This window comes from Streptomyces sp. NPDC002328 (assembly GCF_042890065.1).
Classification (GTDB): Bacteria; Actinomycetota; Actinomycetes; order Streptomycetales; family Streptomycetaceae; genus Streptomyces.
Genome location: NZ_JBIARQ010000007.1, coordinates 276,357 through 301,132 on the forward strand (window position 1 = coordinate 276,357; position 24,776 = coordinate 301,132).

Consider the following 24,776-nt stretch of genomic DNA (forward strand, 5'->3'; position numbering starts at 1 on the left):
CCCGGAGTACCCGTAGCACCGCAGTACCCCCTCCCCACCCCTCCCCTCCCTCATCCCCCGTACTCTCCAAGGAACCCCCGTGACCAGACTCAGCGTCGAGATGCTGGCAGCGGACACCGCCGAGCCCATCACCTCGGCCGGTGACGCCCAGCTGGGCATCGCCGTGCTGGCGGGCATCGCCGTCATCGTCCTGCTCATCACCAAGTTCAAGCTCCACGCCTTCCTGGCGCTGACCATCGGCTCGCTCGCGCTCGGCGCGTTCGCCGGGGCCCCGCTGGACAAGGCCATCGCCAGCTTCACCGCCGGTCTCGGCACCACGGTCGCCGGCGTGGGCGTGCTGATCGCGCTCGGCGCGATCCTCGGCAAGATGCTCGCCGACTCCGGCGGCGCCGACCAGATCGTCGACACCATCCTCGCCAAGGCGGGCGGCCGGTCCATGCCGTGGGCGATGGTCCTGATCGCCTCGGTGATCGGTCTGCCGCTGTTCTTCGAGGTCGGCGTCGTGCTGCTGATCCCGGTCGTGCTGATGGTCGCCAAACGGGGCAACTACTCGCTGATGCGGATCGGCATCCCGGCGCTGGCCGGTCTGTCCGTGATGCACGGGCTGGTGCCGCCGCACCCGGGCCCGCTGGTCGCGATCGACGCGGTCGGCGCCAACCTGGGCGTGACGCTCGCCCTCGGTGTCCTCGTCGCGATCCCGACGGTGGTCATCGCCGGTCCCGTCTTCTCCCGCTACGCCGCCCGCTGGGTGGACGTCCCGGCCCCGGACCGCATGATCCCGCAGCGCCCCTCGGAGGAGCTGGAGAAGCGCCCCGGCTTCGGCGCCACCCTGGCGACCATCCTGCTCCCGGTCGTGCTGATGCTGGCCAAGGCCCTGGTCGACATCGTCGTGGACGACCCCGAGACCACCGTGCAGCGCGTGTTCGACGTGATCGGCTCCCCGCTGATCGCCCTGCTCGCCGCGGTGATCGTGGGCATCTTCACGCTGGGCCGGCCCGCCGGGTTCTCCAAGGAGCGGATCTCGCAGCTCGTCGAGAAGGGGCTCGCGCCGATCGCGGGCATCCTGCTGATCGTCGGCGCGGGCGGCGGCTTCAAGCAGACGCTGATCGACTGCGGCGTCGGCCAGATGGTCCTGGACATCTCCAAGGACTGGTCGATCCCGGCGCTGCTGCTGGCGTGGCTGATCGCGGTGGCGATACGGCTGGCCACCGGTTCGGCGACGGTGGCGACGATCTCGGCGGCCGGGCTGGTCGCGCCACTGGCCGCCGACATGTCGACGACCCACGCGGCCCTGCTCGTCCTCGCCATCGGCGCCGGCTCGCTCTTCTTCAGCCATGTCAACGACGCCGGGTTCTGGCTGGTGAAGGAGTACTTCGGGCTGACCGTCGGGCAGAACATCAAGACCTGGTCGGTCATGGAGACGATCATCTCCGTGGTCGCCGGCGGGCTGGTGCTGCTGCTGTCGCTGGTCATTTAGGGGTACGGGACCACCCGGAAGGGGCGCGCGGGACATCCGCGCGCCCCTTCCGGGTTCCGGTCAGTCGCGCCAGAGCGGATGCTCCCGCTCCGCCCACTCCCGGCTCACCGATCCCGTGCGCATGCCGCGCCGCGCCTCGGGGTCGCGCAGGGCCATGCCGACATGGCCGGCGAGGACGACGCCGATGGTGAGGGCCAGCCAGTCGTGGACGAAGGTCGCGCTGGTCCGCCACACCAGCGGGGTGAGGTGGGTGAACCACATCAGCAGCCCGGTGCCGAGCATCACCAGCGTCGCCCCGGCGATCCAGGCGGCGTAGACCTTCTGCCCCGCGTTGAACTTGCCGGCCGGGCGGGACTCCCGCCGCCGGTCGCGGCGCAGGGCGGCCCGCAGCCAGCGGCGGTCGTGCGGGCCGAACCGGTTGAGCCGGCCGAGGTCGGCGCGAAAGGCGCGGGAGGCGAGGCCCGCCAGGACGGGCACGGGCAGGGCGAGCCCGGCCCACTCGTGGACGCGGACCACCAGTTCGCGGCGGCCCACGAGCCGCGCGAACTCGGGGATGTAGAGGAAGGCCGCCGTCAGCACGCACGCGCCCATCAGCGCGGCCGTGGTGCGGTGGATCCACCGTTCGGCGCGGCTGAAGCGGTGGATCCGGGCGGCGGTGGCCGGCGGGGCGTCAGCTCGTAGGCTCATCGTCGCGTCCGTTCGAACGGCCCACCCACGCGTCGACGTCGTAGCCCCGTTCCTCCCAGTAGCCCGGCTTCACCTTCTCGGTGACGGTGATACCTGAGAGCCACTTGGCCGACTTGTAGAAGTACATGGGGGCGACGTAGAGGCGGGCGGGGCCGCCGTGGTCGTGCCCCAGGTCCTCGTCCCGCATGCGCAGGGCGACCAGGACGTCGGCGCGGCGGGCCTGCGCGAGGGTCAGGCTCTCGGTGTACACGCCGTCGAAGCAGGTGAAGCGGACCGCGCCGGCGCCCGCGCGCACCCCGGCCGCGTCGAGCAGCGCGGAGAGGCGGACGCCTTCGAAGGGCGTGCCGGGCACCCGCCAGCCGGTGACGCACTGCACGTCCTTGACGACACGGGTCTGCGGCAGGGCCTTGAGGTCGGCGAGGGTGTAGGAGCCGGGGCGGTCGACGAGGCCGTCGACCGTGAGGCGGTAGGTGTCGGCGTCCTTGTGCGGGACGGAGAACGCGACGGAGTAGTAGCGGAAGCCGCCGCCGTTGGGGAGCAGGCCGGTGAGACCGGTGGGGTCCTTGCCGGCCGCGCCGCCGAGGAAGTCCTCCAGGCCGCGCTGGAGGGTGGGCGCGGCGAAGACGCCGAGGGCGCCCAGGCCGAGGGTGCCGAGGAAGACCCGCCGGCCGACGGGCGCGCCCCGCTCCTCGGGCGACGCGCCCCGCTCCTCGGGCGGTCGTCCGCCTCGCTCCTCGGGGTGTGGTTCGGGATTCACTCGTCCATTCGAGCACTCGGGGGTGCGGCGGGGCCAGGGTTCCCGGGGTTCCCTTACGGGCTTCTCAGGGCCGTCCGGTGCCGAGGGACCGGTCCCGGGCGGCTCGGAAGGCGGCGTACGGGTCGCGGTCCGGGTAGGACCAGGGGGCCGGCGTGACATGGTCGCCGATGCGGTGGAACAGGGCGGCGGCCTCGGCGGGGCGGCCCTCGCACACCTTGGCGTGGGCGAGGTAGTTCAGGTCGACCAGGCGGCGCGGGTGGTCGTCGTGCTCCCACTCCAGCCACCAGTCGAAGGCGGCCTTCATCACGTCACGGCACCGGTGGTCGCGCCAGTGCGGCGCGGTGGCCGGGTCGGCGGGGGCGAGGCCGCGGACGGCCAGGGCTCGGTAGCGCTCGGCGTGCGCGACGATCGGGAGGATGACCAGGGGCGAGTCGGCGGGGGCCTGCTCGGCGGCCCAGGCGGCGAAGTCGTAGACCTCGTGCAGCGGGTCCGGTCCCGCGGCGGCCCGGCGCTCGGCGAGCAGGGCGACCATCAGGTGGTGGGCGTGATGGTGGTCGCGGTGCCGGATCCTGATCTCCTCGAAGATCCGGACGGCGTCGGCGCCGGCGTCACGCTCCAGGCGGAGCAGGCCGAGCCAGGGGGTGGGGTCGGCGGGCGCGAGCGCGGCGGCGTCCCGGCAGGCGGCGCGGGCGGCGGCCGGGTCGTGCGTGCCGCGCAGGGCGCCGCGCACCCGGGCCAGGGCGAGCAGGACGGCGGCGTCGGCGGAGTCGGGCTCGGCGAGCAGCCATTCGCCCGCCCAGGCGGCGGCGTGCGGGTCGAGGGCGAGGACGGCGATCCGGTGCCCGCGGCGGTCCCAGTCGTCGCCGGTGCGGGCGAGCAGGGAGCGTGCGGGCTGCCGGCGGCCCTGCGCGAGGGCGGCCCGGGCGGCGACGAGCTCGACGTCGTCGAGGGCGTCACAGGGATCATGGGCGTCACGGACGTCAAGGGCGTCGGGGACGTCGCGGACGTCGGCGTGGGGCGGAGCGGGGGCTCTGCCGTCCGTTAAGGGTAGGGGCACCGTGGGACTTCTCACCCTCCTCGTGACGGGTACGGCGTCGGCACGCGTTCGGCCGACAGCCGCACACCCAAACCGCAGTCAGCGCTTACCGTCAAGGGCCGCGATTCCGTGACAGGTGTCAACTACCCCCCGGTAGAGAGGACTTGACGGGCTCCGTCGCTGGTGGAAGCGGTTGCCGCGGGGCGGATGTGGCGTACGCCATGGCGCGGCTAGTTCAGGTCGCGGAGCATGGCCGTACGGTCGCCCCGCGCCCGCGACCCGGCCCCGCGCCGGTCCCCTCGGGTGTGCCGCGACCGCGTCAGGCGCCCGGCTCCGGGTTTTCCCCGGGAGCACCCCTACGGGCATTCCCAGGGACAGCCGCCGATGGCGCTGGGACACTGAAGTCGGCCACCCCGTATGTCGTGGCCCGACCCGATGATCGAGGTACGCAGCGTGTCGGTTCTGGTTCTGGTTCTCGCCGTGAGCGCGGCCTGTTGCCTGGGCTTCGGCTTCGTCCTCCAGCAGAACGCGGCCCAGAAGGCGCCGCTCGGCGACTTCCTCTCGCCCCGGCTGCTGCTCGACCTCGTCCGGATGCCGCGCTGGCTCGGCGGCATGGGGCTGATGGTGGTCGGCATGGCGCTGGGCGCGGTCGCGCTCGGCAACGGCGAGATCTCCCTCGTCGAACCGCTGCTGGCGACGAACCTGCTGTTCGCGCTCGCCCTCTCCCGCCACCAGACCAGGCAGCCCCTCGGCCGGCAGGGCTGGGCGGGTCTGCTGCTGCTCGCCGGCGGCGTGACCGCGTTCATCGTGGCCGGCCAGCCGCGCGGCGGCACCGCGGTCACCGATCCGCTGCGGCACTGGCTGATCATCGGCGCGGTGGTCGGGCTGGCCCTGCTGCTCACGGCGTACGCCAAGCGGCACGCGCGCGTGTCGACCGGCCCGGTGCTGCTCTCCCTCTCGGCGGGCCTGCTGTACGGGGTGCAGGACGCCCTGACCCGGGTGAGCGGCGAGCGCTTCTCCGAGGGCGGCTTCCTGGAACTGCTGACCGGCTGGCAGCCGTACGCCGTGCTGGCGCTCGGGGTGACCGGCCTGGTCCTGGTCCAGAGCGCCTTCGAGACGGCCCCGCTGCGCCTGTCGCTCCCCGCGCTGACCGCGGCCCAGCCGATCGCCGGGATCGTCTGCGGCGTCGGCTTCCTGGGCGACCGGCTGCGCACCGACACCGGCGCCCTGGCCTGGGAGTCGGCGGGCCTGGCGGCGATCGTCACCGGCATCGTCCTGCTCGGCCTGCACCCGGCGATGCCCCAGGGCGGCACGGAACGCGAACGCTTCCGCGACCTCCAGCCGCAGTGAGGCGGGACGGGCGTGACCGGCGCGACGCCCGGGGGCGCGGTCGCCGTCCGTGGCGAAGCGCCTGCTTGGATGGGGGCATGAACGCTGCTGAGGAGATGCTCGACATCGTCGACGAGGACGACCGGGTCGTCGGGCGTTCCCCGCGGGGGGAGGCCTACGCGCTGGGGCTGCGCCATCGGTGTGTCTTCGTCCAGGCGCGGGACGCCGAGGGGCGGGTCTTCGTCCACCGTCGTACCGCGACCAAGCTGGTCTTCCCGTCCCTGTACGACATGTTCATCGGTGGGGTGGTCGGCGCGGGCGAGGCCTACGACGACGCGGCTCTGCGGGAGGCCGAGGAGGAACTCGGCGTGACCGGGCTGCCCCGGCCCCGGTTCCTCTTCAAGTTCCTGTACGACGGCGACGGGGCGAGCTGGTGGTCGGCCGTGTACGAGGTGCGCTGCGAGCTGCCGGTCAGCCCTCAGGTGGAGGAGGTCGCCTGGCACGACTTCCTCCCCGAGGAGGAGATCGGGCGACGTCTGACCGAGTGGCCGTGGGTGCCGGACGGCCTGGCGGCGTACGAGCGGCTCAGGGCGCTGCGTGCGCGGGGATGAGTTCGTGCGCAACGCCCGGCTGTGGTTCGCGCCCGACGAGGTCAGGCGGGAGGGGCGGACGCCCGACTACCGGTTCTCGCTGGCCAACGAGCGGACGTTCCTGGCCTGGCTGCGGACCGCGCTCGCGCTGATCGGCGGCGGCTTCGCGGTGGACCAGTTCCTGCCGGACCTGCCGTGGGGCTGGCGGGTGGGACTGGCGCTCGCGCTGCTCGCCGCGGGCGTGCTGTGCTCGCTGCGCGCGGTGAACCACTGGGTGCGGTGCGAGCGGGCGATGCGGCGGGGTGAGGATCTGCCGGTCTCCCGGTTCCCGGCGCTGCTGAGTCTCGTCGTCGCCGTGGTGGCCGTCGCGATCGTCGTCGTGGTGCTGCTCGGGTGGGACGGGTGAGCGGCGGGCGCGATCCGGGCCTCCAGCCCGAGCGGACGCGGCTCGCCTGGCGTCGTACGACGCTGGCGAGCACGGTGGTGGCCGTGCTGGCCGGGAGGGCCGCGGTGCACGGCGGGGCGTCGGCCGTCGGGGTCGTGGCGTGCGCGCTGTGCTGCGGGCTCTGGCTGGGCTTCCTGCTGCTCGCGCACCGCCGGATCCGCCGGCTCGCCGAGAGCGCCGCGCCGCCCGCGCTGAGCCCGCGCCACGCCGCCGCGGCGGCGCTGTGCACGGTGGCGCTGGCCGTGTGCGGGGCGGCGCTGGTGCTCTGAGACGCACCAGCGCCGCGCCGGTCACTCCGGCGGCTTCGCCTCCCAGTCGACCGTGATCACGATCTTGCCCCGGGTGCGGCCCTCCTGGTTGAGCCGGTGGGCCTCCTCCGCGCGTTCCAGGGGGAACGTCCGCGAGACGTGCACGGACACCACTCCCTGTTCGGCCAGTTCCGCCAGCCGGGTGAGGTCCTCGGCGTCGGGGCGGACGAAGCAGTAGTGGCCGCCGTAGTCGACGACGTCGCCGTCGGCGATCGAGACCAGGCGGCCGTCGGGGGCCAGCAGGTTGGCGGAGGCCTTCAGGGTGTCGCCGCCGATCGTGTCGAACGCCGCGTCGACGCCCTCGGGCGCCAGCCCGCGCACCCGTTCGGCCATGCCCGCGCCGTAGCTGACGGGCTCGCCGCCCAGCGACCGCACGAAGTCGTGGTTGGCCTCGCTCGCCGTGCCGATCACCCGTGCGCCGAGGTGGCGGGCGAGCTGCACGGCGATCGAGCCGACGCCGCCCGCCGCCGCGTGGACCAGGACGGTGTCGCCCCGCTTGACCTCGAGGGCCTTGGTCAGCGCCTGGTAGGCGGTGAGCCCCGCCAGCGGCAGGCCCGCGGCCTCCTCCCAGGTGAGGTTGCGCGGTTTGCGCGCGAGGGTGCGCACGGGAGCCGCGACGTACTCGGCGAAGGTGCCGCGGGAGAGGAAGTCCTCACGGACGTAGCCGACGACCTCGTCGCCGACCGCGAACTCCGTGACTGAGGCGCCCGGCTGGACGACGACTCCCGCGACGTCCCAGCCGGGGACCACCGGGAAGACGGCGTCGAGGATCCCGTCGAGATAGCCCTCGCGGCACTTCCAGTCGACCGGGTTGACGGCCGCGGCGCGCACCTTGACCAGGACGGAGTCGGGCCCGACCTTGGGGTCGCGCACCTCCCCGTACTCCAGGACCTCGGGACCGCCGTACCGGCTGTATCTGATGCCCTTCATGCCACCGACCCTCCGGGGTACTCGAACGCCACGCAAGCCCGGATGCCCGGATATGTGCCGTTCGCGTGTCAGCCTGTCCGTCGTCATCCCCGTACCCCCGAAGGTGAGCACCATGACCACCCTTCACCAGGAGCACACAGCTCACGCCCATGTGCACGGCAAGGACTGCGGCCACACGGAGGTCCCCCACGGGGACCACATCGACTACGCGCACGACGGGCATCTGCACCGCGAGCACGGCGGCCACTGGGACGAGTGCGAGCCGGGCGGCCACATGCCCCACGAGGGGCACGAGCACCGGCACGGCGAGAACTGCGGGCACGCGCACGTGCGGCACGGCGACCACCTCGACTACCTGCACGACGGCCACCGGCACGCCGAGCACGACGGCCACTGGGACGATCACTGACCGGTGCCCCGCGCCGCCGAGAGACGCCCTGCGGCGGCTCCCCGGGTTCTGCCCGGGGAGCCGCCGTCCTAGGGTGGCTCCGATCACGTTGAGCACGGCCTCTGGACTACATACCGACCGGTCGGCATCATAGGTCGAGTCACTCGTGGGTCCTCGTCCGTCCTCGCGAGTCCTCGTCCACCTGCCGTAGGAGCGACGCATGAGCCCCGACCACCCGCCCGGCCTCGACCTGGACCGGCTGCGCACCCTGCTCGACCGCGAGCGGCCCGGCCTCGTCCACGGTCCGCTGACCGGCCGGCTGATCGAGGGCGGACGCTCGAACCTCACCTACGCCGTCGCCGACGGCCAGTCGAAGTGGGTCGTACGCCGGCCGCCGCTCGGCCATGTGCTGGCCACCGCGCACGACATGCGGCGCGAGCACCGGGTGATCAGCGCGCTGCACCCGACCGACGTGCCGGTGCCGCGCCCGGTGCTGCTCTGTGAGGACGAAGAGGTGCTCGGGGCACCCTTCTACATCATGGAGTTCGTCACCGGCACGCCGTACCGCACGGCCGATCAGCTCGCGCCCCTCGGCCCCGAGCGCACCCGCGACGCGGTGCTCTCGCTCGTGGACACGCTCGTCGACCTGCACGCGGTGGACCCCGCCGAGGTCGGGCTCGCCGACTTCGGCCGGCCCGAGGGCTTCCTGGACCGTCAGCTGCGCCGCTGGGGCAAGCAGCTGGACGCCTCCCGCAGCCGCGACCTGGCCGGCGTCGACGAGCTGCACGCGGCGCTCGGGCGCAGCCTCCCCGATTCGCCCGCCCCGGCCGTGGTGCACGGCGACTACCGGATCGACAACGTCCTCATCGGCGAGAACGACACGATCAGAGCCGTCCTCGACTGGGAGATGTCGACCCTGGGCGACCCGCTGACCGACCTCGGTCTGCTGGTGATGTACAGCGTGCCGCTGGAGGTCCCGGACTCGCCGGTCTCGACCACCGCCTCGGCCCCCGGGCACCCCTCCCCCGCCGAGCTCGTCGAGCGGTACGCCGCCCGTTCGGGGCGCGACGTGTCGGACGTCGCCTGGTACACGGCGTTCGCCTGGTTCAAGCTCGCCGTGATCCTGGAGGGCATCCACTACCGCTACACGCTGGGCCAGACGGTGGGCGGCGGCTTCGACCGCATCGGCGAGCTCGTCCCCGTCTTCATCGACCACGGACTGACCACCCTCCAGGAAGGCTGACGCCATGGACTTCGCGTTCGACGCGCGCACCGAGGAACTGCGCGGCAAGCTGCTCGCCTTCATGGACGAGTACGTGTACCCGGCCGAGGCGGTCGCCGAGGAGCAGCGCGCGCTGCTGGCCTCGCCGTGGGACACCCCGGCCGTGGTCGAGGAGCTGAAGGCCGAGGCCCGCCGGCAGGGCCTGTGGAACCTGTTCCTGCCCGACTCCGAGTACGGCGCCGGCCTCACCAACCTCCAGTACGCGCCGCTGGCCGAGATCACCGGCCGCTCCCCGCAGCTCGCGCCGACCGCGCTGAACTGCGCCGCGCCCGACACCGGCAACATGGAGGTGCTCGCGCAGTTCGGCGACGACCGGCAGCGCAAGCAGTGGCTGGAGCCGCTGCTCGCCGGGGAGATCCGCTCGGCGTTCGCGATGACCGAGCCGGAGGTGGCCTCCTCCGACGCCACGAACATCACGACGTACATCGAGCGGGACGGCGACGACTACGTCATCACCGGCCGCAAGTGGTACATCTCCGGGGCGATGAACCCGGACTGCGCGATCTTCATCGTGATGGGCAAGACCGACCCGGACGGGGCGGACATCCGCCGTCAGCAGTCGATGGTGCTGGTGCCGCGCGACACGCCGGGTGTGACGGTGAAGCGGGCGATGAAGGTCTTCGGCTACGAGGACCACTCCCACGGGGGTCACGCCGAGGTGGTCTTCGACCGGGCGCGGGTGCCGGCGGCGAACCTGATCGGCGAGGAGGGCGGCGGTTTCGCCATCGCCCAGGCGCGGCTGGGGCCGGGCCGGATCCACCACTGCATGCGGCTGATCGGGATGGCCGAGCGGGCGATCGAGCTGATGTGCCGACGGGCCGTGTCCCGGGACGCCTTCGGCAAGGCGCTGGCGCAGCAGGGTGTCGTCCACAACTGGATCGCCGACGCGCGCGTGACGGTCGAGCAGTTGCGGCTGCTGGTGCTGAAGACGGCCTGGATGATGGACACGGTGGGCAACCGGGGGGCGCACACGGAGATCCAGTCGATCAAGATCGCCACGCCTCGGGCGGTGGTCGACATCCTGGACCGGGCGATCCAGTTGCACGGTGCGGGTGGGGTGAGCCAGGACTTCCCGCTGGCGGAGCTGTACGCGGGGGCGCGGACGCTGATGATCGCGGACGGGCCGGACGAGGTGCACCAGCGGTCGCTGGCGCGACGGGAACTGAAGAAGTACGTGTGACCCGGCGGGGGTACCTGGGGGCTCCGCCCCCAGACCCCCGGCCTATGCCCACCCACCGCCCGATCGGTCGGGAGGAAGGGTGAGGTCACTCAGCCCGTCCGGCGTTCGAGGACGAGGCCCGTCCAGGGCCGAAGCGGGGGTCTGGGGGCGGCAGCCCCCAGGTACGGGACGGGGTAGGGGCGGCGGGGGCGAGGAACACCCGCGGTCACGGCCTCAGGGCTCGCAGGAGCAGGTCCGCCAGATGGTCCGCTACCTCCTGCGGGCTCATCGGGCCGTTCGGGCGGTACCACGTCGACAGGTGGTGGACCGAGCCGAAGTGGTAGTCGACGACCAGGTCGGCCGGCGTCGCGCGCGAGAAGACGCCCGTCTCCTGCCCCTCCTCCACCAGCGCCCGGAACCGCTCGTGGTAGCGCCGCCGTTCCGCCCGGACCTGCTTGTTCTTCTCCGGGCTCAGATGATGCATCGACCGGAAGAAGATCATCGCGTCGTCGAGGTTCTCGATCGTCGTGACGACGACGTCCGCCGCCGCGCCCCTCAGCCTCTTCTCGATCGGCTCGTCGGCGTCCGCGAACGCGTCCAGGCGCTCCTGCTGGACGCGCAGCACGCGCGCGTACACCTCGTGCAGCAGGTCGTCCTTGGAGCCGAAGTAGTGGTAGAGCGCCCCCTTGGTGACGCCTGCCGCCTCGACGATCTCCTGCACCGAGGTGCGGTCGTAGCCCTGCTCCGCGAAGAGCCGGGTGGCGGCGGCGAGGAGCCGCTGCGGCACGGGCGTCCCGTCGCCGTCCGTCGTCCTGGGCACTGCCGCCACCTGCCTTTCCGTCTGCCTTACTGTGCCTTACTGGCTGTCGTGCGCGCGGGAACGCGGTTCCCGACGAAGGATCTTCCCACTCGCCGTCCCGGGCGGGTCGGGCAGGACCTCCACCTGTCGCGGGTGCGGGCAGGTGGCCAGTCTCCCCCCAGCAGTACACCCCGCGTTCACTGGCCCGGCCGTTCGGCGGCCGAGGCGGCCTCCCACTTCCGCTGGAGGTGGTTCATGTTCGACAGCCAGTGGTCGGGGTCGGCGGCCCTCGCCCCGTAGTACCCGGCGACCTCGGGGTGCGGCAGGATCAGGAAGCGGTCCTCGTCGATGCCCTGGAACAGGGCGTCCGCCACGTCCTTCGGCTCGATCGCCGTCGGCTTGAGCACCAGGTCGCCGGCGGCGCCGGTGGCGTCCAGCATGTCGGTGCGGACGCCCTGCGGGCAGATCGCGTGGACCTTGATCCCGCGGTGGCGGTAGGTCAGCGACAGCCACTCGGCGAAGGCGTACGCGCCGTGCTTGGTGACGCTGTAGGGAGCGGCGCCGATCATCGTCAGCAGCCCGGCGGCGGACACCGTGGACACGAACCGGCCCCGGCCGCGCTCCAGCCAGCCCGGCAGCAGGGCGTGGGCGGCGCGGACGTGCGCCATGACGTTGACGTCCCAGGCGAGCGCCCACACGGCCTCGTCGGCGGCCTCGGATCCGCCCGAGGCGACGCCGGCGTTGGCGCAGTAGACGTCGACCGTGCCGCCGAGGGCGTCGCGCGCCTCGCCGACGATCCCGGAGGCGTCGCCGGCCACCGCGATCCCGCCGATCTCGTCGGCGACGGCCTTCGCCCGGTCGGCGTCCAGGTCGTTGACGACGACCCGGGCCCCCTCGGCGGCGAACCGCCGGGCGAGCGCGGCCCCGATGCCGCCTCCCGCTCCGGTGACGATGACATTGGCACCCAGCACGGCTTCCACCTTCGGTCCCCTTCGACGCTGCTCCTCGTAGCCGTCAGACTAACCGGTCGGTATGTTCGAGAGAAGGGTGCTGACGTCACCGGCGCGTGACGTCTGGCCAACAGCCGCCGTTGGCAGGACGATGCGCTCACCTGGCGCACGCTGCGGGGGCGAGGGGGCCTGTCATGGCGGATCCGGCGACGAACGCGACGAGCGCTGCGAGCGCGACCAGCGCTGCGGGGGCCGCGGACGCTCAGGGCGCCGCGGGCGCGATGAGCGTGTCTCCCTACTGGGAGGTGACCTTCGACGCCGACGGTGACGTGGACGGCGGGCAGCGGGACCGGCTGCTGGCCGGGGCGGTCCGGCACGGGGTGCGGGACCTGGTCGCGTTCGCGCACGGCTGGAACAACGACCGCTCGGGCGCGACCGCGCTCTACAGCCGCTTCTTCGCGCCGTTCCCCCGGCTCGCCCCGGCGGCGAGGATCGGGTACGTGGGCGTGGTGTGGCCGTCGATGCGGTTCGCGGACGAGCCGATCCCGGATCTGCCGCGCTCCGTCGCGGCGGAGACGGCCGCGGGACCGCCCCGGCGTCCGGCGCTCGACGAGGACACGCGGGTCGCGTTGCTGGGGACGTTCCCGGGCCGGGCCGACGTCGTCGAGCGGATCGCGCGGCTGCTGGAGCGACGGCCGCCCGGAGACGCCGGGCTGGAGGAGTTCGGACGGCTGGTGCGGCTGCTGGTGAACGAGGTGCCGCCGGGGCCGCAGGACCCGTTCGCGGCGGACACCCGGTGCGCGGCGGACATCCAGGCGGAGGGCGTGCCGCGGATGCTGCACGAGCCGACGGCGGAGGTCTGCGAGGAGTTCGCGCGGGCGCTGGACCGGTGCGGAGCACCGCCCGGTGAGGCCGAGCACGAAGTGCCGCCAGGTCAGGCCGAGTTCAGGATGCCGAACCCCTGGGACGGTGCGCACGAGCTGCTGCGGCAGGCGACGTACTACGCGATGAAGCGGCGGGCGGGGACGGTCGGCGAGCGGGGGCTCGGTCCGCTCGTCGGCCGACTGGCCGGCGCGGCACCGCAGTTGCGGGTGCATCTCGTGGGGCACAGCTTCGGCGGGCGACTGGTGTCGTTCGCGCTGCGGGGGCTGCCGGAGGGCGTGCGCGCGGTGAAGTCGGTGACCCTGCTCCAAGGGGCCTTCTCCCACTACGCGTTCGCCGCGCGGCTGCCGCACGACGCGCGCGCGGGAGGTGTGCTCCAGGGCCGGCAGAGCCGTGTGGACGGACCGCTGGTGTGCTGTCACTCCCGGCACGACTCGGCGCTGGGCACGGTCTATCCGCTGGCCTCCCGGATGGCGGGCGACGCGCGCGGCGCGGCCGAGGAGTTCGGGATCCCCGGGGTGTCGGACGCCAAGTGGGGGGCGATGGGGTACGGGGGCGTGCGGGCGGTGCCGGGCACCCGCGCGTGCACGCTCGCCGAGGCGCTGGCCGCTCCCCTGCCGACGTCGGGCTGTGTGAACGTCGACGTGGCGGCCGTCGTACGCCGGGGCGGACCGCCGTCCGGGGCGCACAGCGACATCGTGCACCCCGAACTGGCGCGGCTGGTGCTGGCGGCGGGCCGCATCCGCTGAGACACGGCCCGCCGCGCGATCGGTCACCGGTGGCCGGTGCGGTCACCGGTGGCTGCGGTCACCGGTGGCTGCGGTCACCGGTGCGAGGTGAACTCCACCACCTGCTGGTAGGTGGGCCGGTTCTGCCAGCTGATGTTGCCGTGCTTGATGCCGCCGAGGGTGCGCTGCACGATCGAGTCGGCGCACCACTGGTTGCCCGCCGCGCACAGGGTGTCGCCGGGGTACACCTGGGCCGCCGTCCTGCCCGCCGCCTCCTTCAGCGTGGCGATGAGGGTGGTGCGGCAGGCGCTCAGGCTGCCGCCGCCGCAGTACTTCTGCGCCAGCGGGCCCTGGACCGGTTCGCCGAGCACCGCCCGGATGTCCTTGTCGACGTAACTCCACCAGCCGTACTGGAAGGAGCTGCCGGCGTGCGCGCCGGTCGGGCCGTGTGCCGCCGAAGGGGGTTCGTCCACCGGGAGGTTGGCGGTGAACGCGGCGTACAGGCCGGCGCCGAGGCCGGGTTCGAACTCGGCCTTCACCAGCAGCGGCCACCAGGCGTCCAGGATGCGGATTGCGTCGGCGTGCCCGTACGTCTTCGAACCGGCCGTGGTCTCGGTGCGTTTGCCGCCGGCCGTCAGCCAGGCCTGGAGCTTGCTCACCGCCGCCGCGGCGGCGGTGTCGGTGACCGCCGAGCTGTTGATCACCTTCAGCAGGTCGGGCAGGACGTCCTCGGCGCGCAGGTCGGCGAGGGCGGCGTCGGCCATCGCCTTCACCAGCGCGGCGCGGGTGACGCCCCCGGCCTGGACGAGCTTCTTCACCCGGGTCTCCAGCAGGTTGCCGCGGTGCACGGAGCCGTCGCCCCAGGACGCGGTCGCGTAGTCCTTCGCCTGCTTGTTGTTCCAGGAGATGTAGTAGTCCTGGTCGATGGAGTTGGGGTGCTGCGAAGGCGGGGTGTACGCCGCCGTGTTGGTCGCCGGGTCCCAGCTCCGCCACTCGTACGCGGGCCGCGCCCACGCCGGGAACTCGGCGTCGACGCCGGCGGCGCGCACCGGGTTGTCGCCGCTGTTGTAGTACGCGGTGTGCTCGGAGTCGGCGTAGAACCAGTTGAAGGTGTAGTTGATGTGCTGCACCGCGCTCTGGAAGCTCTCCGGGCCCTTCACGTAGTCCGGGTCGTTGAGCATCTGGAAGCCGATGATGGAGTCGGCCTCGTGGAGGAAGGACGAGCGCAGGGTGGTGTAGGCGACCTTCTTGCCGCCGACGGTCGCGCGGTGGGTGACGGGACCGTACTCGGTGCGCCAGACGCGCATCGTGTACGAGCCGGCCGGGGTGCTGTCGGCCGTGGTGGGCTTCCAGACGTTCTTCTGCTCGACCTTCTCCATCGCGGTGCAGACGCCGCGGTAGAGGTAGTGGTAGTCGTCCTGGCAGAGCTCGACGGCGTAGGCGTCGATGATGTCCTGGCCGGAGGTGGTGGCGCTCCAGGCGTAGTCCTGGCCGCGGCCGAGCTCGACGTACATGCTCAGGCCGGCGAAGGAGGCGCCGCGGGCGCTGATGCCGGGGCCCTGGATCTCCTGGAGCAGCAGGAGTTGCGGGGCGAAGTAGCCGGTCTGGGGGCCGAAGACGGCGACGGGGTGGCCGCTCGCGGTGTGGTCGCCGCTGACCACGAGGGCGTTGGACATGCCCCGGCGGGCGGAGCCGAGGGCGGTGGCGGCCGCCGTGGACGACGCGGTGGCGGCGGTGGAGGCGGCGGCGCTGCCGGTGCGGTCGTAGACGAGGGGCTCCCCGACGACGGAGCCGGCGTCGGGGAGGGCGAGGCCCTGCGGGTTCTCGGGCCGGACGGCGTAGGGGAAGCTCTGGCCGTCGTGCAGGGTCATGACGGCCTCGGGGTCGTTGCGTTCGCGGAACGACTCCCAGACCTTGGTGCCCTGTTCGACGCCGTACTTCTCCTGCGCGGCGAGCAGGGAGATCGCGTTGTCGACCTCGCCGCCGCCGCCGGAGCCGAAGAGCGCGCCGATGACCGAGCCGAGGGCCACCAGATCGGTGATCTTGAATCGGGCGATGGTCCCCGCGTTGGTGATTGAGTCCTTGTGGCCGGTCAGAACGTATTCACCGGGGAAGTAGCGGCCGCTGTCGGAGGCGTCGATATACGCGTTGATGCCGTCGAGGTAGGCATTGGCGTCGGCGAGCGCCTGTTGTCCGCGGGCGCCGTTGGTGGCCACGGCGTTGTCGATCTGGGCCTGGAGATCGGCCTCGGTGTACGGGGCGTTGCGCCAGAACTGCTGTTCAAGGCCCTGATTGTCGGCGGCGCCGCCGGCGAAGGAGGTGAGTTGACCGCGACCGACGTGCCGGAACACGTCCATGAGCCACAGCCGGTCCTCAGCCGCCGCATATCCCGCGCCGAACTCGGTGCCGTATCTGGTGGTGCCGGTGATGTGCGGCACGCCCGTCTTCTTGTCGCGGACGATCGTGACGTCGCCGCGTCCGGCGGGCTTCACGGTGGAGGCGACCTGATCGGCGGGGACCCCGAACGACGCGTCGTTGAAGAACGTGTTGATCGTGGCGTTGGTGAGGGTCGTGTGCCCCTTGGCCAGGTTGGCGTAGGGCCCGAGCTGGTCCTCGGCGTGCGCGGGCTGGGTGCCGAAGGCCTGGTTGAGCAGGATCTGGGCGAGGGTGGCGTTGCCGTTCTGGCCGGGCGGCAGGATGTCGGAACACTGGTTGCCGCAATGGTCGGCGGCGGCCGCGAGCTCGGCCGCCGCCGCCGGGCGGGACGTCCCGACGGAAAGTGGCGTCAAAAGACCGGCAATGAGGGCGCATACCGAGGCCGTCTTCAGGAACCCGGGGAATCTGCCGGGAGTTCTCAGTCTGACGGGAGCGGTGCATGGGATTCGCCGTGGCATCGGCAACTCCTAGCGACGGGGGTGGCCGGAAGGTTACCGCCGGTATCCCCGGTATTGAAGATGAACATGCGTCACTTTTCAGAGTCGCCTCATCCGGCTTATGGGCGGCGTCGCACATCGGACGGAGCCGAAGGGAGCCGAATCGCTTGTCGATACGTCTATTCGGCGACGCCGTGCGGAGTCCTCGCGGACTGTGCGCGAAGTCCGTGCGTGATGGACGCCGAAGTGACCGAAGTGCAGGTGCAGATGTGACGGAGGTGCAAGGCGATGGCCGGTTTCCGGAGTCTGGCGAGACAGGTGCGTGACCCGCGGTGCGATCTGGCGCTGCGGCGTTACTCACTGCGCAAGTGCCTGGAGCGGTTCGCTCCCTACGGGCACAGGGCGACCTGGGACCATCTGTGCTCCCGGGCCGGGTTCGGTCCCGAGGACCGCTCCCCCGACCCCGCGCGGCTCGTGGCCGCGTTGGACGAACTGGAGGAGGCGCGGGCGGTGTGGCTCGCCTACGAGGTCGAGTTCGCCGAACGCCGCAAGAAGGAGAAGTACGACGGGCTGCGCCGGCCGGGCAGCGTGGACGACTGGCACCGGCTGACCTGGGGCGGCTTCGGTGTTGCGTGGTGCGACGACCCGCGGGTGCATCCCCGTGAGCCGCTGGCCGAGGTACTGCGCCGGCTGATCGCCGCGCTGGAGCGCGAACCGGGCTCCGGCTGCCCGGTGTGCGGCGGGGAGCGGCTCCAGTGGAAGTACGACCTGGACCACGAGCCGTCGGCGGGTCCGGTCTGCACGGACTGCGGGATACTCGTGCCCCGGCCCGTGCTCACCCCGGAGGCCCTGGCGTACGCCAGGCGGGGACGGCTGTTGATGTCGGCCTGAGCGGAGCGGCCGACCGGCCGACCGGCTGCGCGGACCAGTTCGGTGAACCGCCGGTCGGCCCGGGAGCAAGGCGCGTGTACGGCTGGGGGTGCGCCGGGGATGCCGCACCCCCTGATGCGCCTTCGCCGGGAGTTCCGCCGGATGGATTGTCAGTGGCGGATGTCACCATCGGGGCATGGTGCAGGTCTGTCTGAACGGGGCGCGCGGGGCGGGCGACGGTGCGGTGGTGCCGTTGTCGCCCCAGGCGTCGGCCGACGCCGCGGCCGAGGCCGTCGCGGCGGGGGCCACCGACGTCCATGTCCATCCCAAGACGCCGTGCGGGCGGGACACGTTGTCGCCGCACGCGGTCGCGGCGACGGTCGACGCGATACGCGCACGGGTGGGAGTGCCGGTCGGCGTGACCACGGGCGCCTGGGCCGAGCCCGACCCCGCAGGCCGGGCGGCACGGGTGCGCGCGTGGATTGTGCTGCCCGACCACGCCTCGGTCAACTGGCATGAACCGGGCGCGGAGGAACTCGCCGCCGCGCTGCTGGAGCGCGGGGTGGGCGTGGAGGCGGGCATCTGGTCCGGGACGGACGGGGCCGCGCGCTTCGCCGCCTCGCCGAGCGCGCCGCGGGTGCTGCGGGTGCTGGCCGAGGTGACGGACACGGACGCGGAGAGCGCGGAGTCGTCGGCGCGGGCCCTGCTGTCCGCCCTGGACGGGGCGTTCGGCCGCCCGGTGCTGCTGCACGGCGAGGACGGCGGCGCGTGGCCCGTGCTGCGGCTGGCGGGGCGGCTGGGGCTGGCGTCGCGCATCGGCCTGGAGGACACGCTGTTCCTGCCGGACGGGCGACGGGCGGCGTCCAACGCCGAGTTGGTGGCGGCGGGGCTGGCGATCCTGCGGCGGGAGCGTGCGGCGCGTGGAGGAGCGCGGACGGGGTGCGGGCGGGGCGCGTGACGGTAGCAGTCGATAATCCGTTCGCTCCATCCCTTTCCCGTAAGGAGAGTTGGGCGGGATGAGACCCGTCTGACGAGACCTCTCCGAGGTCCTGAAGGAGCACCGCATGTCGACCCTGCGTGTCACCGCCGAAGTGCTGACCGTCCATGAACACCCCAACGCCGACGCCCTCGAACTGGCCCAGGTGGGCCTGTACCGAGCGGTCGTCGCCAAGGGGGCGTACCGCACCGGGGACGCCGCGGTCTACATCCCCGAGCAGGCGGTGCTGCCGGCCGGCCTGATCGAGGAGCTGGGGCTGACCGGGCGGCTGGCCGGGAGCGGGGCGGACCGGGTCAAGGCGGTGCGGCTGCGGGGCGAGCTGTCCCAGGGGATCGTGTGCCGGCCGAAGGCGCTGGCGGACGTCGACCTGGAGCGGGCGGTGGAGGCGGGGACCGACTTCGCGGAGCGGCTCGGCATCACCAAGTGGGTGCCGCCGATCCCGCCCACCATGGACGGTGACGTCGAGAGGGCCCTCGACCTGCTGCCCTGGGTGGACATCGAGAACATCCAGCGCTATCCGGACGTCTTCGAGCCGGGCGAGCAGGTGGTGCTGACGGAGAAGCTGCACGGGTCGGCGTGCCTGATGACGTATGTCGCCGACGAGGAGCGGGTGTACGCGTCCTCCAAGGGCTTCGGCGGGAAGTCGCTGGCGCTGAAGGAGGAGGCCCGGAACCTGTACTGGCGGGCCGTGCGGGGGCACGGCGTCGCGGAGACGGCGGCCCGGATCGCCGAACGGCTCGGCGCGCGACGGGTCGGGATCTTCGGCGAGGTGTACGGCGCGGGGGTGCAGGACCTGACGTACGGCGCGGACGGGCGGCGGGAGGACCTCGGGTACGCCGTGTTCGACGTGTCCGTGGAGGTCGGGGGCGCAGTGCGGTGGCTGGACTCGGCGGAGGTGGTCGAGGTGCTGGACGGTGAACTGCCGCTGGTGCCACGGCTGTTCGAGGGACCGTACGACAGCGCGGAGGTGCTGGCGCTGGCAAGCGGGCGCGAGACGGTGTCCGGGCGGGGGCTGCACCTGCGGGAGGGGCTGGTGATACGGCCGGCGGTGGAGCGGTACAGCCCGGTGACGGGGGGCCGGGCGATCGCGAAGGCGGTGAGCGCGGCGTACCTGACCAGGAAGGGCGGGACCGAGTACGAGTAGGGCGCCTGGGGATCGGCGTGAGTGGCCCCGCCCAGGGGCGCGGGGAACTGCGCGAACGGCCACGGACGGGCCGCACCCGCCCGACTGCACGGGGTGCCGCCGCGCCCACCCTCCCCCATCGCCCCAGCGGCACGACTGCCCGCAGCTGCGCGGGACTGGGGATCGGCGTGAGCGGTCTGACCAAGGGGCGCGGGGAACTGCGCGGACGGCCACATGCGGGCCGCACCCGCCCTACCGGCCGCACTGCGCGGGACTGGTGGCCGGCGGGAGTGCACGGCGGGCTTCAGGCTTTCCCGTCGCACCCCTTCCGCTCCACCCACAGCCGTGATCCCGCCGCCCGTTCGCCGAAGGCGTCGTGCGGGTTGGAGAGGACGCAGGTGGCGAGGGAGAGGCAGCCGCAGCCGATGCAGTCGGTGAGGTGGTCGCGGAGGCGGTTGAGCTGCTTGATGCGTTCGTCGAGTTCGGCCCGCCAGTTCTCGGACAGACGCGCCCAGTCCTCACGCGTGGGGGTGCGCTCCTCGGGCAGCTCGGCGAGGGCCTCGCGGATCGTGGCCAGCGGGATGCCCACCCGCTGCGCCGCGCGCACGAAGGCGACGCGCCGGAGCGTGTCGCGGGAGTACCGGCGCTGGTTGCCCGGCGTGCGCCGACTGCTGATCAGCCCCTTGGACTCGTAGAAGTGCAGGGCGGAGACGGCGGCGCCGCTCCGGGCGGCGAGCTGGCCGACCGTGAGCTCGTGGATCTTCTCGGGTATCTGGGGCACTTCCCAGAGCCTACCCACCGCCTCACCCCTCCGGTCCGTTGACAGCGCCCCCGACCGCGACCATGCTAAGCAGTCGCTTAGACATCACACGAGAGGCCGGGACATGGCTGAGCCGAGGATCTTCACGTCCGTGGACGAGCTGAGGGCTGCGGTGGGCGAGCAGCTGGGATACACGGACTGGCTGGAGGTCGACCAGAAGCGGATCGACCTCTTCGCCGAGGCCACCGGTGACCACCAGTGGATCCACGTCGATCCGGAGAAGGCGGCCTCGGGGCCGTTCGGCACCACGATCGCGCACGGGTACCTGACGCTCTCGCTGCTGCCGCTGTTCGGGCCGCAGCTGATCTCCGTCGAGGGAGTGAAGATGGGCGTCAACTACGGGACGAACAAGGTCCGCTTCCCCTCCCCCGTCCCGGTCGGCTCCCGGCTGCGCGCCACGGCGGCGATCAGCGCGGTCGACGAGGTGACCGGCGGCGTCCAGGTCACCGTCGCGTTCTCCGTGGAGCGCGAGGGCGGGGACAAGCCGGTGTGCGTCGCGGAGTCGGTGGCCCGGTACTACCTCTGACCGCGACTACCTCTGACCGCGGCCCCCGGTCGCGGCCACGGCCCTTCCCCGGCCCCGCACCGCCCCCGCGGCTACTTCGCCGCGCCCACCATCCGCAGCACGAGGTCGGCGTACAGCGCGCCGACCTCGTCGGGCGTGCGGGGGCCGTCCACGTTGAACCAGCGGGCCACGTCGATGCAGAGGGACAGCACGGCGAGGGTCGTCCCGTGCACGTCCCGCACCTCGAACTCGCCGCTCGCCACGCCCTCGTCGATGATCCCGCGCACCTGGGCGTCGACCTGCCGGCGCAGGTCGAGGATCTCGGCGCGGGCGTCCGGGCCGAGGGCGTCCAGCTCGTACTGCACGACCCGGGCGGTGGTGCGCCGCCCGGCGTGCCAGCGCACGAACGAGCTCACCGCCTCCACGAGCCGCTCCGTCGCGCTGCCGTCGCCGTTCGCGGCCGTGCGCAGGATGTCCAGCGCCCGGTCGTGACCGATCCGGCTGATGCGGTGGAGCAGCTCTTCCTTGGTCTTGTAGTGGATGTAGAGGGCGGCCGGGCTCATGCCCGCGCGGCCGGCGATGTCGCGGGTGGTGGTCGCGTGGTAGCCGCGCTCGGCGAAGGCCTCCACGGCGGCGACGAGCAGTCGCCGGGCCGCGTCAGGGGTGACCTCTTCCCACGGCTCGATCTCGCCGCCGGTCGTCTCCTCCGCCGTACTCATCGCTGGTTCGCCCCTCTCGGTACAGGAGCTCCACCATACCGCCGAAGCTGAGCGCTCGCTTAGATCGCCCGCTCAGCCGGGTCGCTCAGAGCTTCTCGAAGGGATCGTGGTCGGCGAGGAGCTTCTCCAGGCGGGCCTGGTCGACCCGGCTCACGATCTGCCCGGCCTCCTGCCGGTCCCGGATGACCTTCGCCAGGGTGAAGGCGGACGTCACCAGGTAGAGGACGGCGATCGCCAGGAAGGCCCGCACCCAGGCGTCGGCGTTCAACTGGTAGATGCCGACGGCGGTCGCCGCCATGGCCACGGCGAAGGACGCGACCGCCTGGCCGTAGAACGCGGCGGTGTTCTGCTGCTTGACCGGTGTGTCACTCATGGGCACAGCATCGGGCCGGCGTGGCCCACGCCACATCCGCGCACCTACTCAGTCCCGTACTCAGAACGCCGTCACGCGCCTCACAACGCCGTCACGCGGCCTCAGAACGCCGAGACGCCCGTGAGCGCCCGCCCGATCACCAGCTTCTGGATCTGGCTGGTGCCCTCGTAGAGAGTCATCACTCGGGCGTCGCGCAGCAGCTTGCCCGCCGGGTACTCGTCGATGTAGCCGTAGCCGCCGAAGACCTGGAGGGCGTTGTTGGCGGCGCGCACGGCGGCCTCCGAGGCGAACAGCTTGGCCTTGGAGGACTCGACGGCGAAGGGCAGCCCGCGGTCGATCAGGTCCGCGACCCGCCAGGTGAGCAGCCGGGCGGCGTCCACGTCGACCGCGATGTCGCTGATCAGCTCCTGGACGAGCTGGTGGTGGGCGATGGTCTTCCCGAACTGCTCGCGCTCGCCCGCGTACCGCACGGCCGTGTCCAGCGCGGCCTGGGCGATGCCGACGCAGCCCGCCGCGACCGACATCCTGCCCTTGGCGAGGGCGGACATCGCGACGGAGAAGCCCTTGCCCTCCTCGCCGAGCAGCGCGGACGCGGGCACCCGCACACCCTCCAGGACCAGTTCGGCGGTGGCCTGGCCGCGCAGGCCGAGCTTGCCGTGCAGGGTGCGGCGGGTCAGTCCAGGCGTGTCGGCGGGGACGAGGAAGGCGGAGACGCCCTTGTGCCCGGGGGCGTCGGTGGAGCGGGCGAAGAGCAGCACGACGTCGGCCCAGGTGCCGTTGGTGATGAACGTCTTCGTGCCGTCGATGACATAGCCGTCGCCGTCGCGGACCGCGCGGGCGGTGAGGTTCCCGGCGTCCGAGCCGGTGCCGGGCTCCGTCAGACCGAAGCAGCCGACGTACGCGCCCGAGGTCAGGCCGGGCAGCCAGCGCCGCTTCTGCTCCTCGCTCCCCCACGCCGCGACGGTCTTGGCGACCAGCCCGAGGGAGACGGACACGATGCCGCGCACGGAGGAGTCCCCGCGGCCCAGCTCCTCGGTGACCAGGCAGTACGAGAGGTGGTCGCCGCCCGAGCCGCCGTACTCCTCGTCGATCGTCAGCCCCAGGAAGCCGACCTCGCCGAGCTTCTTCACGATGCCGCGGTCGACCTCCTCGGCGCGGTCCCAGGCGACGGCGTGCGGGGCGATCTCGCGCTCCACGAAGTCCCGGGCCAGCCGTCGGACGGCCTCCTGCTCCTCGCTGAGCCCCAGCTGCATGACGCGTCACCCCACCTTTTAATTAGCACTGCTAGTTTCTGGTGCCCGCCCTACTATGTGCGCCATGGCCCGACCGCGCAAGCCCTTGCTGAGCACCGACCGCATCGTCGAGACGGCCCGCGCGCTCGTGGACGCCGAGGGCCTGGTGGCCGTCTCCACCCGCCGGCTCGCCGCCGAGCTGGGGGTGAGCGGGCCCTCGCTCTACAACCACTTCCGCACCAAGGACGAGATCCTGGAGGCCGTCGCCGACTCGGTGAGCGCCCAGGTCGACCTGGCGATGTTCCAGGACGGCCGGGAGTGGCGGACCGCGCTGCACGACTGGGCGGTCTCCTACCGGGCGGCCCTGCGCGACCATCCCAACATCGTCCCGGTGCTGGCCCGCGGCCCCGGCCGCCGTCCGGCCGCGCTGCGGCTCGCGGACGCGGTCTACGGAGCGATGGTCGACGCCGGCTGGCCGCCCGCGCAGGCCACCTCCATCGGCGCGCTGATGCGGTACTTCATCATGGGTTCCGCGCTCGGCTCCTTCGCGGGCGGCTTCGTGGGCGACGCCGGTGCGTACGACCCGGCCGACTACCCGCACCTCGGGCAGGCCCATCTGCTGGCCGACCAGCAGGAGAAGGTCGACGAACGGGCCTTCGAGACGGGTCTCACGGCGCTGCTGGACGGGCTGGCGCAGCAGTACGAGCAGGTCCGGCGCGGCGCGTGAGCCGCGTGACGGCGCCCAAGCCCCTCACCCCGGGACACTTCGGCGGGCGCCGAAACGTCCGTGGCGCATGCTGGGTGGCATGACCACCAGGGATCCGCGGGCCCCGCTGCTGGCCCGGCTGGCCGGGCTGCTCGCCGACGAGACGCGGGCCGCGTGTCTGCTGGCGCTGCTCGACGGCCGGGCGTGGACCGCGGGCGAGCTGGCCCGGCACGCGGGTGTCGCCGCGTCCACCCTGAGCGAGCACCTCGGCAAGCTCGTCGCGGGCGGCGTGCTCGCCGAGGAACGGCAGGGCCGGCACCGTTACGTGCGGCTGGCCGACGCCCGGGTCGCCCAGCTGGTGGAGGACCTCGCGGCCCAGGTCGCCCCGGACGCCGTCGCGGGGCCCCGGAGCCTGCGCGCGTCGAGCGCGGGGTCGGCGATGGCGCGTGGCCGCACCTGCTACGACCATCTCGCCGGGCGGCTCGGCATCACGGTCACCGACGCCCTCGGGGCATGCGGACTGCTGCTCCGGGAGACGGGGTTCGCGCTGACGGAGGCGGGACTGCGGTGGTTCGAGGGCGTCGGCATCGGCCTCGACCGCGGGGGCCGGCGGCCGCTCGCCCGCGCGTGTCTCGACTGGACCGAGCGCCGGCCCCATCTCGCCGGCGTCGCGGGCGCGGCCCTGTGCCGGCACGCCTTCGACGCGGGATGGTGCGAACGCATCGGCTCCGAGCGGGCGGTGCGGGTGACGGCGGCGGGGGAACGCGCGCTGGCCGACCTGCTGGGCGTCGACGGGGCGGCGCTCCGGTAG

At 72.8% G+C, this 24,776-nt stretch carries 26 protein-coding genes; 15 read left to right on the forward strand and 11 right to left on the reverse strand.

Annotated features, from left to right (window positions below; genetic code table 11):
• The first annotated feature begins 79 nt into the window (after positions 1-79).
• Positions 80-1,477, forward strand: coding sequence for a GntP family permease (locus ACFYX4_RS20585; protein ID WP_389334878.1), 1,398 nt, complete (start codon positions 80-82; stop codon positions 1,475-1,477).
• A 60-nt stretch (positions 1,478-1,537) separates the two neighbouring features.
• Here ACFYX4_RS20585 and ACFYX4_RS20590 read toward each other — a convergent pair whose 3' ends face one another.
• From ACFYX4_RS20590 to ACFYX4_RS20600, 3 genes are all read right to left on the reverse strand, one after another.
• On the reverse strand, positions 1,538-2,164 hold the full coding sequence (locus ACFYX4_RS20590; RefSeq protein ID WP_389334880.1) for a cytochrome b/b6 domain-containing protein: 627 nt from the start codon (positions 2,162-2,164) through the stop codon (positions 1,538-1,540).
• Entirely contained in the window at positions 2,148-2,921 is a 774-nt protein-coding gene (locus ACFYX4_RS20595; protein ID WP_389334883.1) for a molybdopterin-dependent oxidoreductase, read from the reverse strand. The genes ACFYX4_RS20590 and ACFYX4_RS20595 overlap by 17 nt, the downstream gene beginning before the upstream one ends.
• 64 nt (positions 2,922-2,985) lie before the next feature.
• Complete coding sequence (locus ACFYX4_RS20600) at positions 2,986-3,978, reverse strand: hypothetical protein (protein ID WP_389334886.1); 993 nt, start codon at positions 3,976-3,978, stop codon at positions 2,986-2,988.
• A gap of 414 nt (positions 3,979-4,392) precedes the next feature.
• On the opposite strand from ACFYX4_RS20600, the gene ACFYX4_RS20605 reads away from it, so the two are divergent.
• From ACFYX4_RS20605 to ACFYX4_RS20620, 4 genes are all read left to right on the forward strand, one after another.
• Positions 4,393-5,307: a DMT family transporter gene (locus tag ACFYX4_RS20605; protein ID WP_389335214.1), complete on the forward strand. Its 915-nt coding sequence runs from the start codon at positions 4,393-4,395 to the stop codon at positions 5,305-5,307.
• 77 nt (positions 5,308-5,384) lie between these two features.
• Positions 5,385-5,897 carry an NUDIX hydrolase gene (locus ACFYX4_RS20610; protein ID WP_389334888.1) on the forward strand — a complete coding sequence of 171 codons (513 nt, stop codon included), beginning with the start codon at positions 5,385-5,387 and terminating at the stop codon, positions 5,895-5,897.
• Positions 5,884-6,282, forward strand: a complete 399-nt coding sequence (locus ACFYX4_RS20615) for a YidH family protein (protein WP_389334891.1) — start codon at positions 5,884-5,886, stop codon at positions 6,280-6,282. The genes ACFYX4_RS20610 and ACFYX4_RS20615 overlap by 14 nt, the downstream gene beginning before the upstream one ends.
• Positions 6,279-6,590, forward strand: coding sequence for a DUF202 domain-containing protein (locus tag ACFYX4_RS20620; RefSeq protein WP_389334894.1), 312 nt, complete (start codon positions 6,279-6,281; stop codon positions 6,588-6,590). Before ACFYX4_RS20615 ends, ACFYX4_RS20620 begins: the two co-directional genes overlap by 4 nt.
• 21 nt (positions 6,591-6,611) lie before the next feature.
• Here ACFYX4_RS20620 and ACFYX4_RS20625 read toward each other — a convergent pair whose 3' ends face one another.
• Positions 6,612-7,559 (reverse strand): NADP-dependent oxidoreductase, encoded by a 948-nt coding sequence (locus ACFYX4_RS20625; protein WP_389334897.1) that lies wholly within the window; start codon positions 7,557-7,559, stop codon positions 6,612-6,614.
• Between the two features lie 112 nt (positions 7,560-7,671).
• Here ACFYX4_RS20625 and ACFYX4_RS20630 point away from each other — a divergent pair, with 112 nt between their 5' ends.
• The 3 genes from ACFYX4_RS20630 to ACFYX4_RS20640 all read left to right on the forward strand — a co-directional run bounded on the left by ACFYX4_RS20630 (position 7,672) and on the right by ACFYX4_RS20640 (position 10,409).
• Positions 7,672-7,968: a hypothetical protein gene (locus ACFYX4_RS20630; RefSeq protein WP_389334900.1), complete on the forward strand. Its 297-nt coding sequence runs from the start codon at positions 7,672-7,674 to the stop codon at positions 7,966-7,968.
• A 199-nt stretch (positions 7,969-8,167) separates the two neighbouring features.
• Entirely contained in the window at positions 8,168-9,190 is a 1,023-nt protein-coding gene (locus ACFYX4_RS20635; RefSeq protein ID WP_389334903.1) for a phosphotransferase family protein, read from the forward strand.
• Between the two features lie 4 nt (positions 9,191-9,194).
• The gene (locus ACFYX4_RS20640; protein ID WP_389334906.1) at positions 9,195-10,409 is read left to right on the forward strand and encodes an acyl-CoA dehydrogenase family protein; all 1,215 of its coding nucleotides are present in this window, start codon (positions 9,195-9,197) and stop codon (positions 10,407-10,409) included.
• A 205-nt stretch (positions 10,410-10,614) separates the two neighbouring features.
• Here the strand turns inward: ACFYX4_RS20640 and ACFYX4_RS20645 are convergent, their stop codons facing one another.
• Both ACFYX4_RS20645 and ACFYX4_RS20650 read right to left on the reverse strand, forming a co-directional pair.
• Positions 10,615-11,208, reverse strand: coding sequence for a TetR/AcrR family transcriptional regulator (locus tag ACFYX4_RS20645; protein ID WP_389334909.1), 594 nt, complete (start codon positions 11,206-11,208; stop codon positions 10,615-10,617).
• A 176-nt stretch (positions 11,209-11,384) separates the two neighbouring features.
• Positions 11,385-12,167: an SDR family oxidoreductase gene (locus ACFYX4_RS20650; RefSeq protein WP_389334912.1), complete on the reverse strand. Its 783-nt coding sequence runs from the start codon at positions 12,165-12,167 to the stop codon at positions 11,385-11,387.
• A 251-nt stretch (positions 12,168-12,418) separates the two neighbouring features.
• Here ACFYX4_RS20650 and ACFYX4_RS20655 point away from each other — a divergent pair, with 251 nt between their 5' ends.
• A complete protein-coding gene (locus ACFYX4_RS20655; RefSeq protein ID WP_389335217.1) occupies positions 12,419-13,768 on the forward strand; it encodes a serine-threonine protein kinase in 1,350 nt (449 codons plus the stop codon).
• A gap of 74 nt (positions 13,769-13,842) precedes the next feature.
• Here ACFYX4_RS20655 and ACFYX4_RS20660 read toward each other — a convergent pair whose 3' ends face one another.
• A complete protein-coding gene (locus ACFYX4_RS20660) occupies positions 13,843-16,641 on the reverse strand; it encodes a penicillin acylase family protein (protein ID WP_389334915.1) in 2,799 nt (932 codons plus the stop codon).
• Between the two features lie 267 nt (positions 16,642-16,908).
• Between ACFYX4_RS20660 and ACFYX4_RS20665 the strand changes: the two genes are divergently transcribed.
• The 3 genes from ACFYX4_RS20665 (at position 16,909) to ACFYX4_RS20675 (ending at position 19,631) form a co-directional block, all read left to right on the forward strand.
• Positions 16,909-17,511 (forward strand): hypothetical protein, encoded by a 603-nt coding sequence (locus tag ACFYX4_RS20665; protein WP_389334918.1) that lies wholly within the window; start codon positions 16,909-16,911, stop codon positions 17,509-17,511.
• Between the two features lie 175 nt (positions 17,512-17,686).
• Positions 17,687-18,448, forward strand: coding sequence for a 3-keto-5-aminohexanoate cleavage protein (locus tag ACFYX4_RS20670; RefSeq protein WP_389334921.1), 762 nt, complete (start codon positions 17,687-17,689; stop codon positions 18,446-18,448).
• A gap of 106 nt (positions 18,449-18,554) precedes the next feature.
• Positions 18,555-19,631 (forward strand): RNA ligase (ATP), encoded by a 1,077-nt coding sequence (locus ACFYX4_RS20675; protein WP_389334924.1) that lies wholly within the window; start codon positions 18,555-18,557, stop codon positions 19,629-19,631.
• A gap of 283 nt (positions 19,632-19,914) precedes the next feature.
• Here the strand turns inward: ACFYX4_RS20675 and soxR are convergent, their stop codons facing one another.
• The gene (soxR, locus tag ACFYX4_RS20680; protein WP_389334927.1) at positions 19,915-20,391 is read right to left on the reverse strand and encodes a redox-sensitive transcriptional activator SoxR; all 477 of its coding nucleotides are present in this window, start codon (positions 20,389-20,391) and stop codon (positions 19,915-19,917) included.
• Between the two features lie 103 nt (positions 20,392-20,494).
• On the opposite strand from soxR, the gene ACFYX4_RS20685 reads away from it, so the two are divergent.
• Positions 20,495-20,956: a MaoC family dehydratase gene (locus ACFYX4_RS20685; RefSeq protein WP_389334930.1), complete on the forward strand. Its 462-nt coding sequence runs from the start codon at positions 20,495-20,497 to the stop codon at positions 20,954-20,956.
• Positions 20,957-21,027: 71 nt separating this feature from the next.
• Here ACFYX4_RS20685 and ACFYX4_RS20690 read toward each other — a convergent pair whose 3' ends face one another.
• The 3 genes from ACFYX4_RS20690 to ACFYX4_RS20700 all read right to left on the reverse strand — a co-directional run bounded on the left by ACFYX4_RS20690 (position 21,028) and on the right by ACFYX4_RS20700 (position 23,280).
• On the reverse strand, positions 21,028-21,654 hold the full coding sequence (locus ACFYX4_RS20690) for a TetR/AcrR family transcriptional regulator (RefSeq protein ID WP_389334933.1): 627 nt from the start codon (positions 21,652-21,654) through the stop codon (positions 21,028-21,030).
• Between the two features lie 85 nt (positions 21,655-21,739).
• On the reverse strand, positions 21,740-22,027 hold the full coding sequence (locus tag ACFYX4_RS20695; protein WP_389334936.1) for a YiaA/YiaB family inner membrane protein: 288 nt from the start codon (positions 22,025-22,027) through the stop codon (positions 21,740-21,742).
• A 101-nt stretch (positions 22,028-22,128) separates the two neighbouring features.
• A complete protein-coding gene (locus tag ACFYX4_RS20700; RefSeq protein ID WP_389334939.1) occupies positions 22,129-23,280 on the reverse strand; it encodes an acyl-CoA dehydrogenase family protein in 1,152 nt (383 codons plus the stop codon).
• A gap of 64 nt (positions 23,281-23,344) precedes the next feature.
• On the opposite strand from ACFYX4_RS20700, the gene ACFYX4_RS20705 reads away from it, so the two are divergent.
• Complete coding sequence (locus ACFYX4_RS20705; protein ID WP_389334942.1) at positions 23,345-23,986, forward strand: TetR/AcrR family transcriptional regulator; 642 nt, start codon at positions 23,345-23,347, stop codon at positions 23,984-23,986.
• A 79-nt stretch (positions 23,987-24,065) separates the two neighbouring features.
• A complete protein-coding gene (locus ACFYX4_RS20710; protein WP_389334945.1) occupies positions 24,066-24,776 on the forward strand; it encodes an ArsR/SmtB family transcription factor in 711 nt (236 codons plus the stop codon).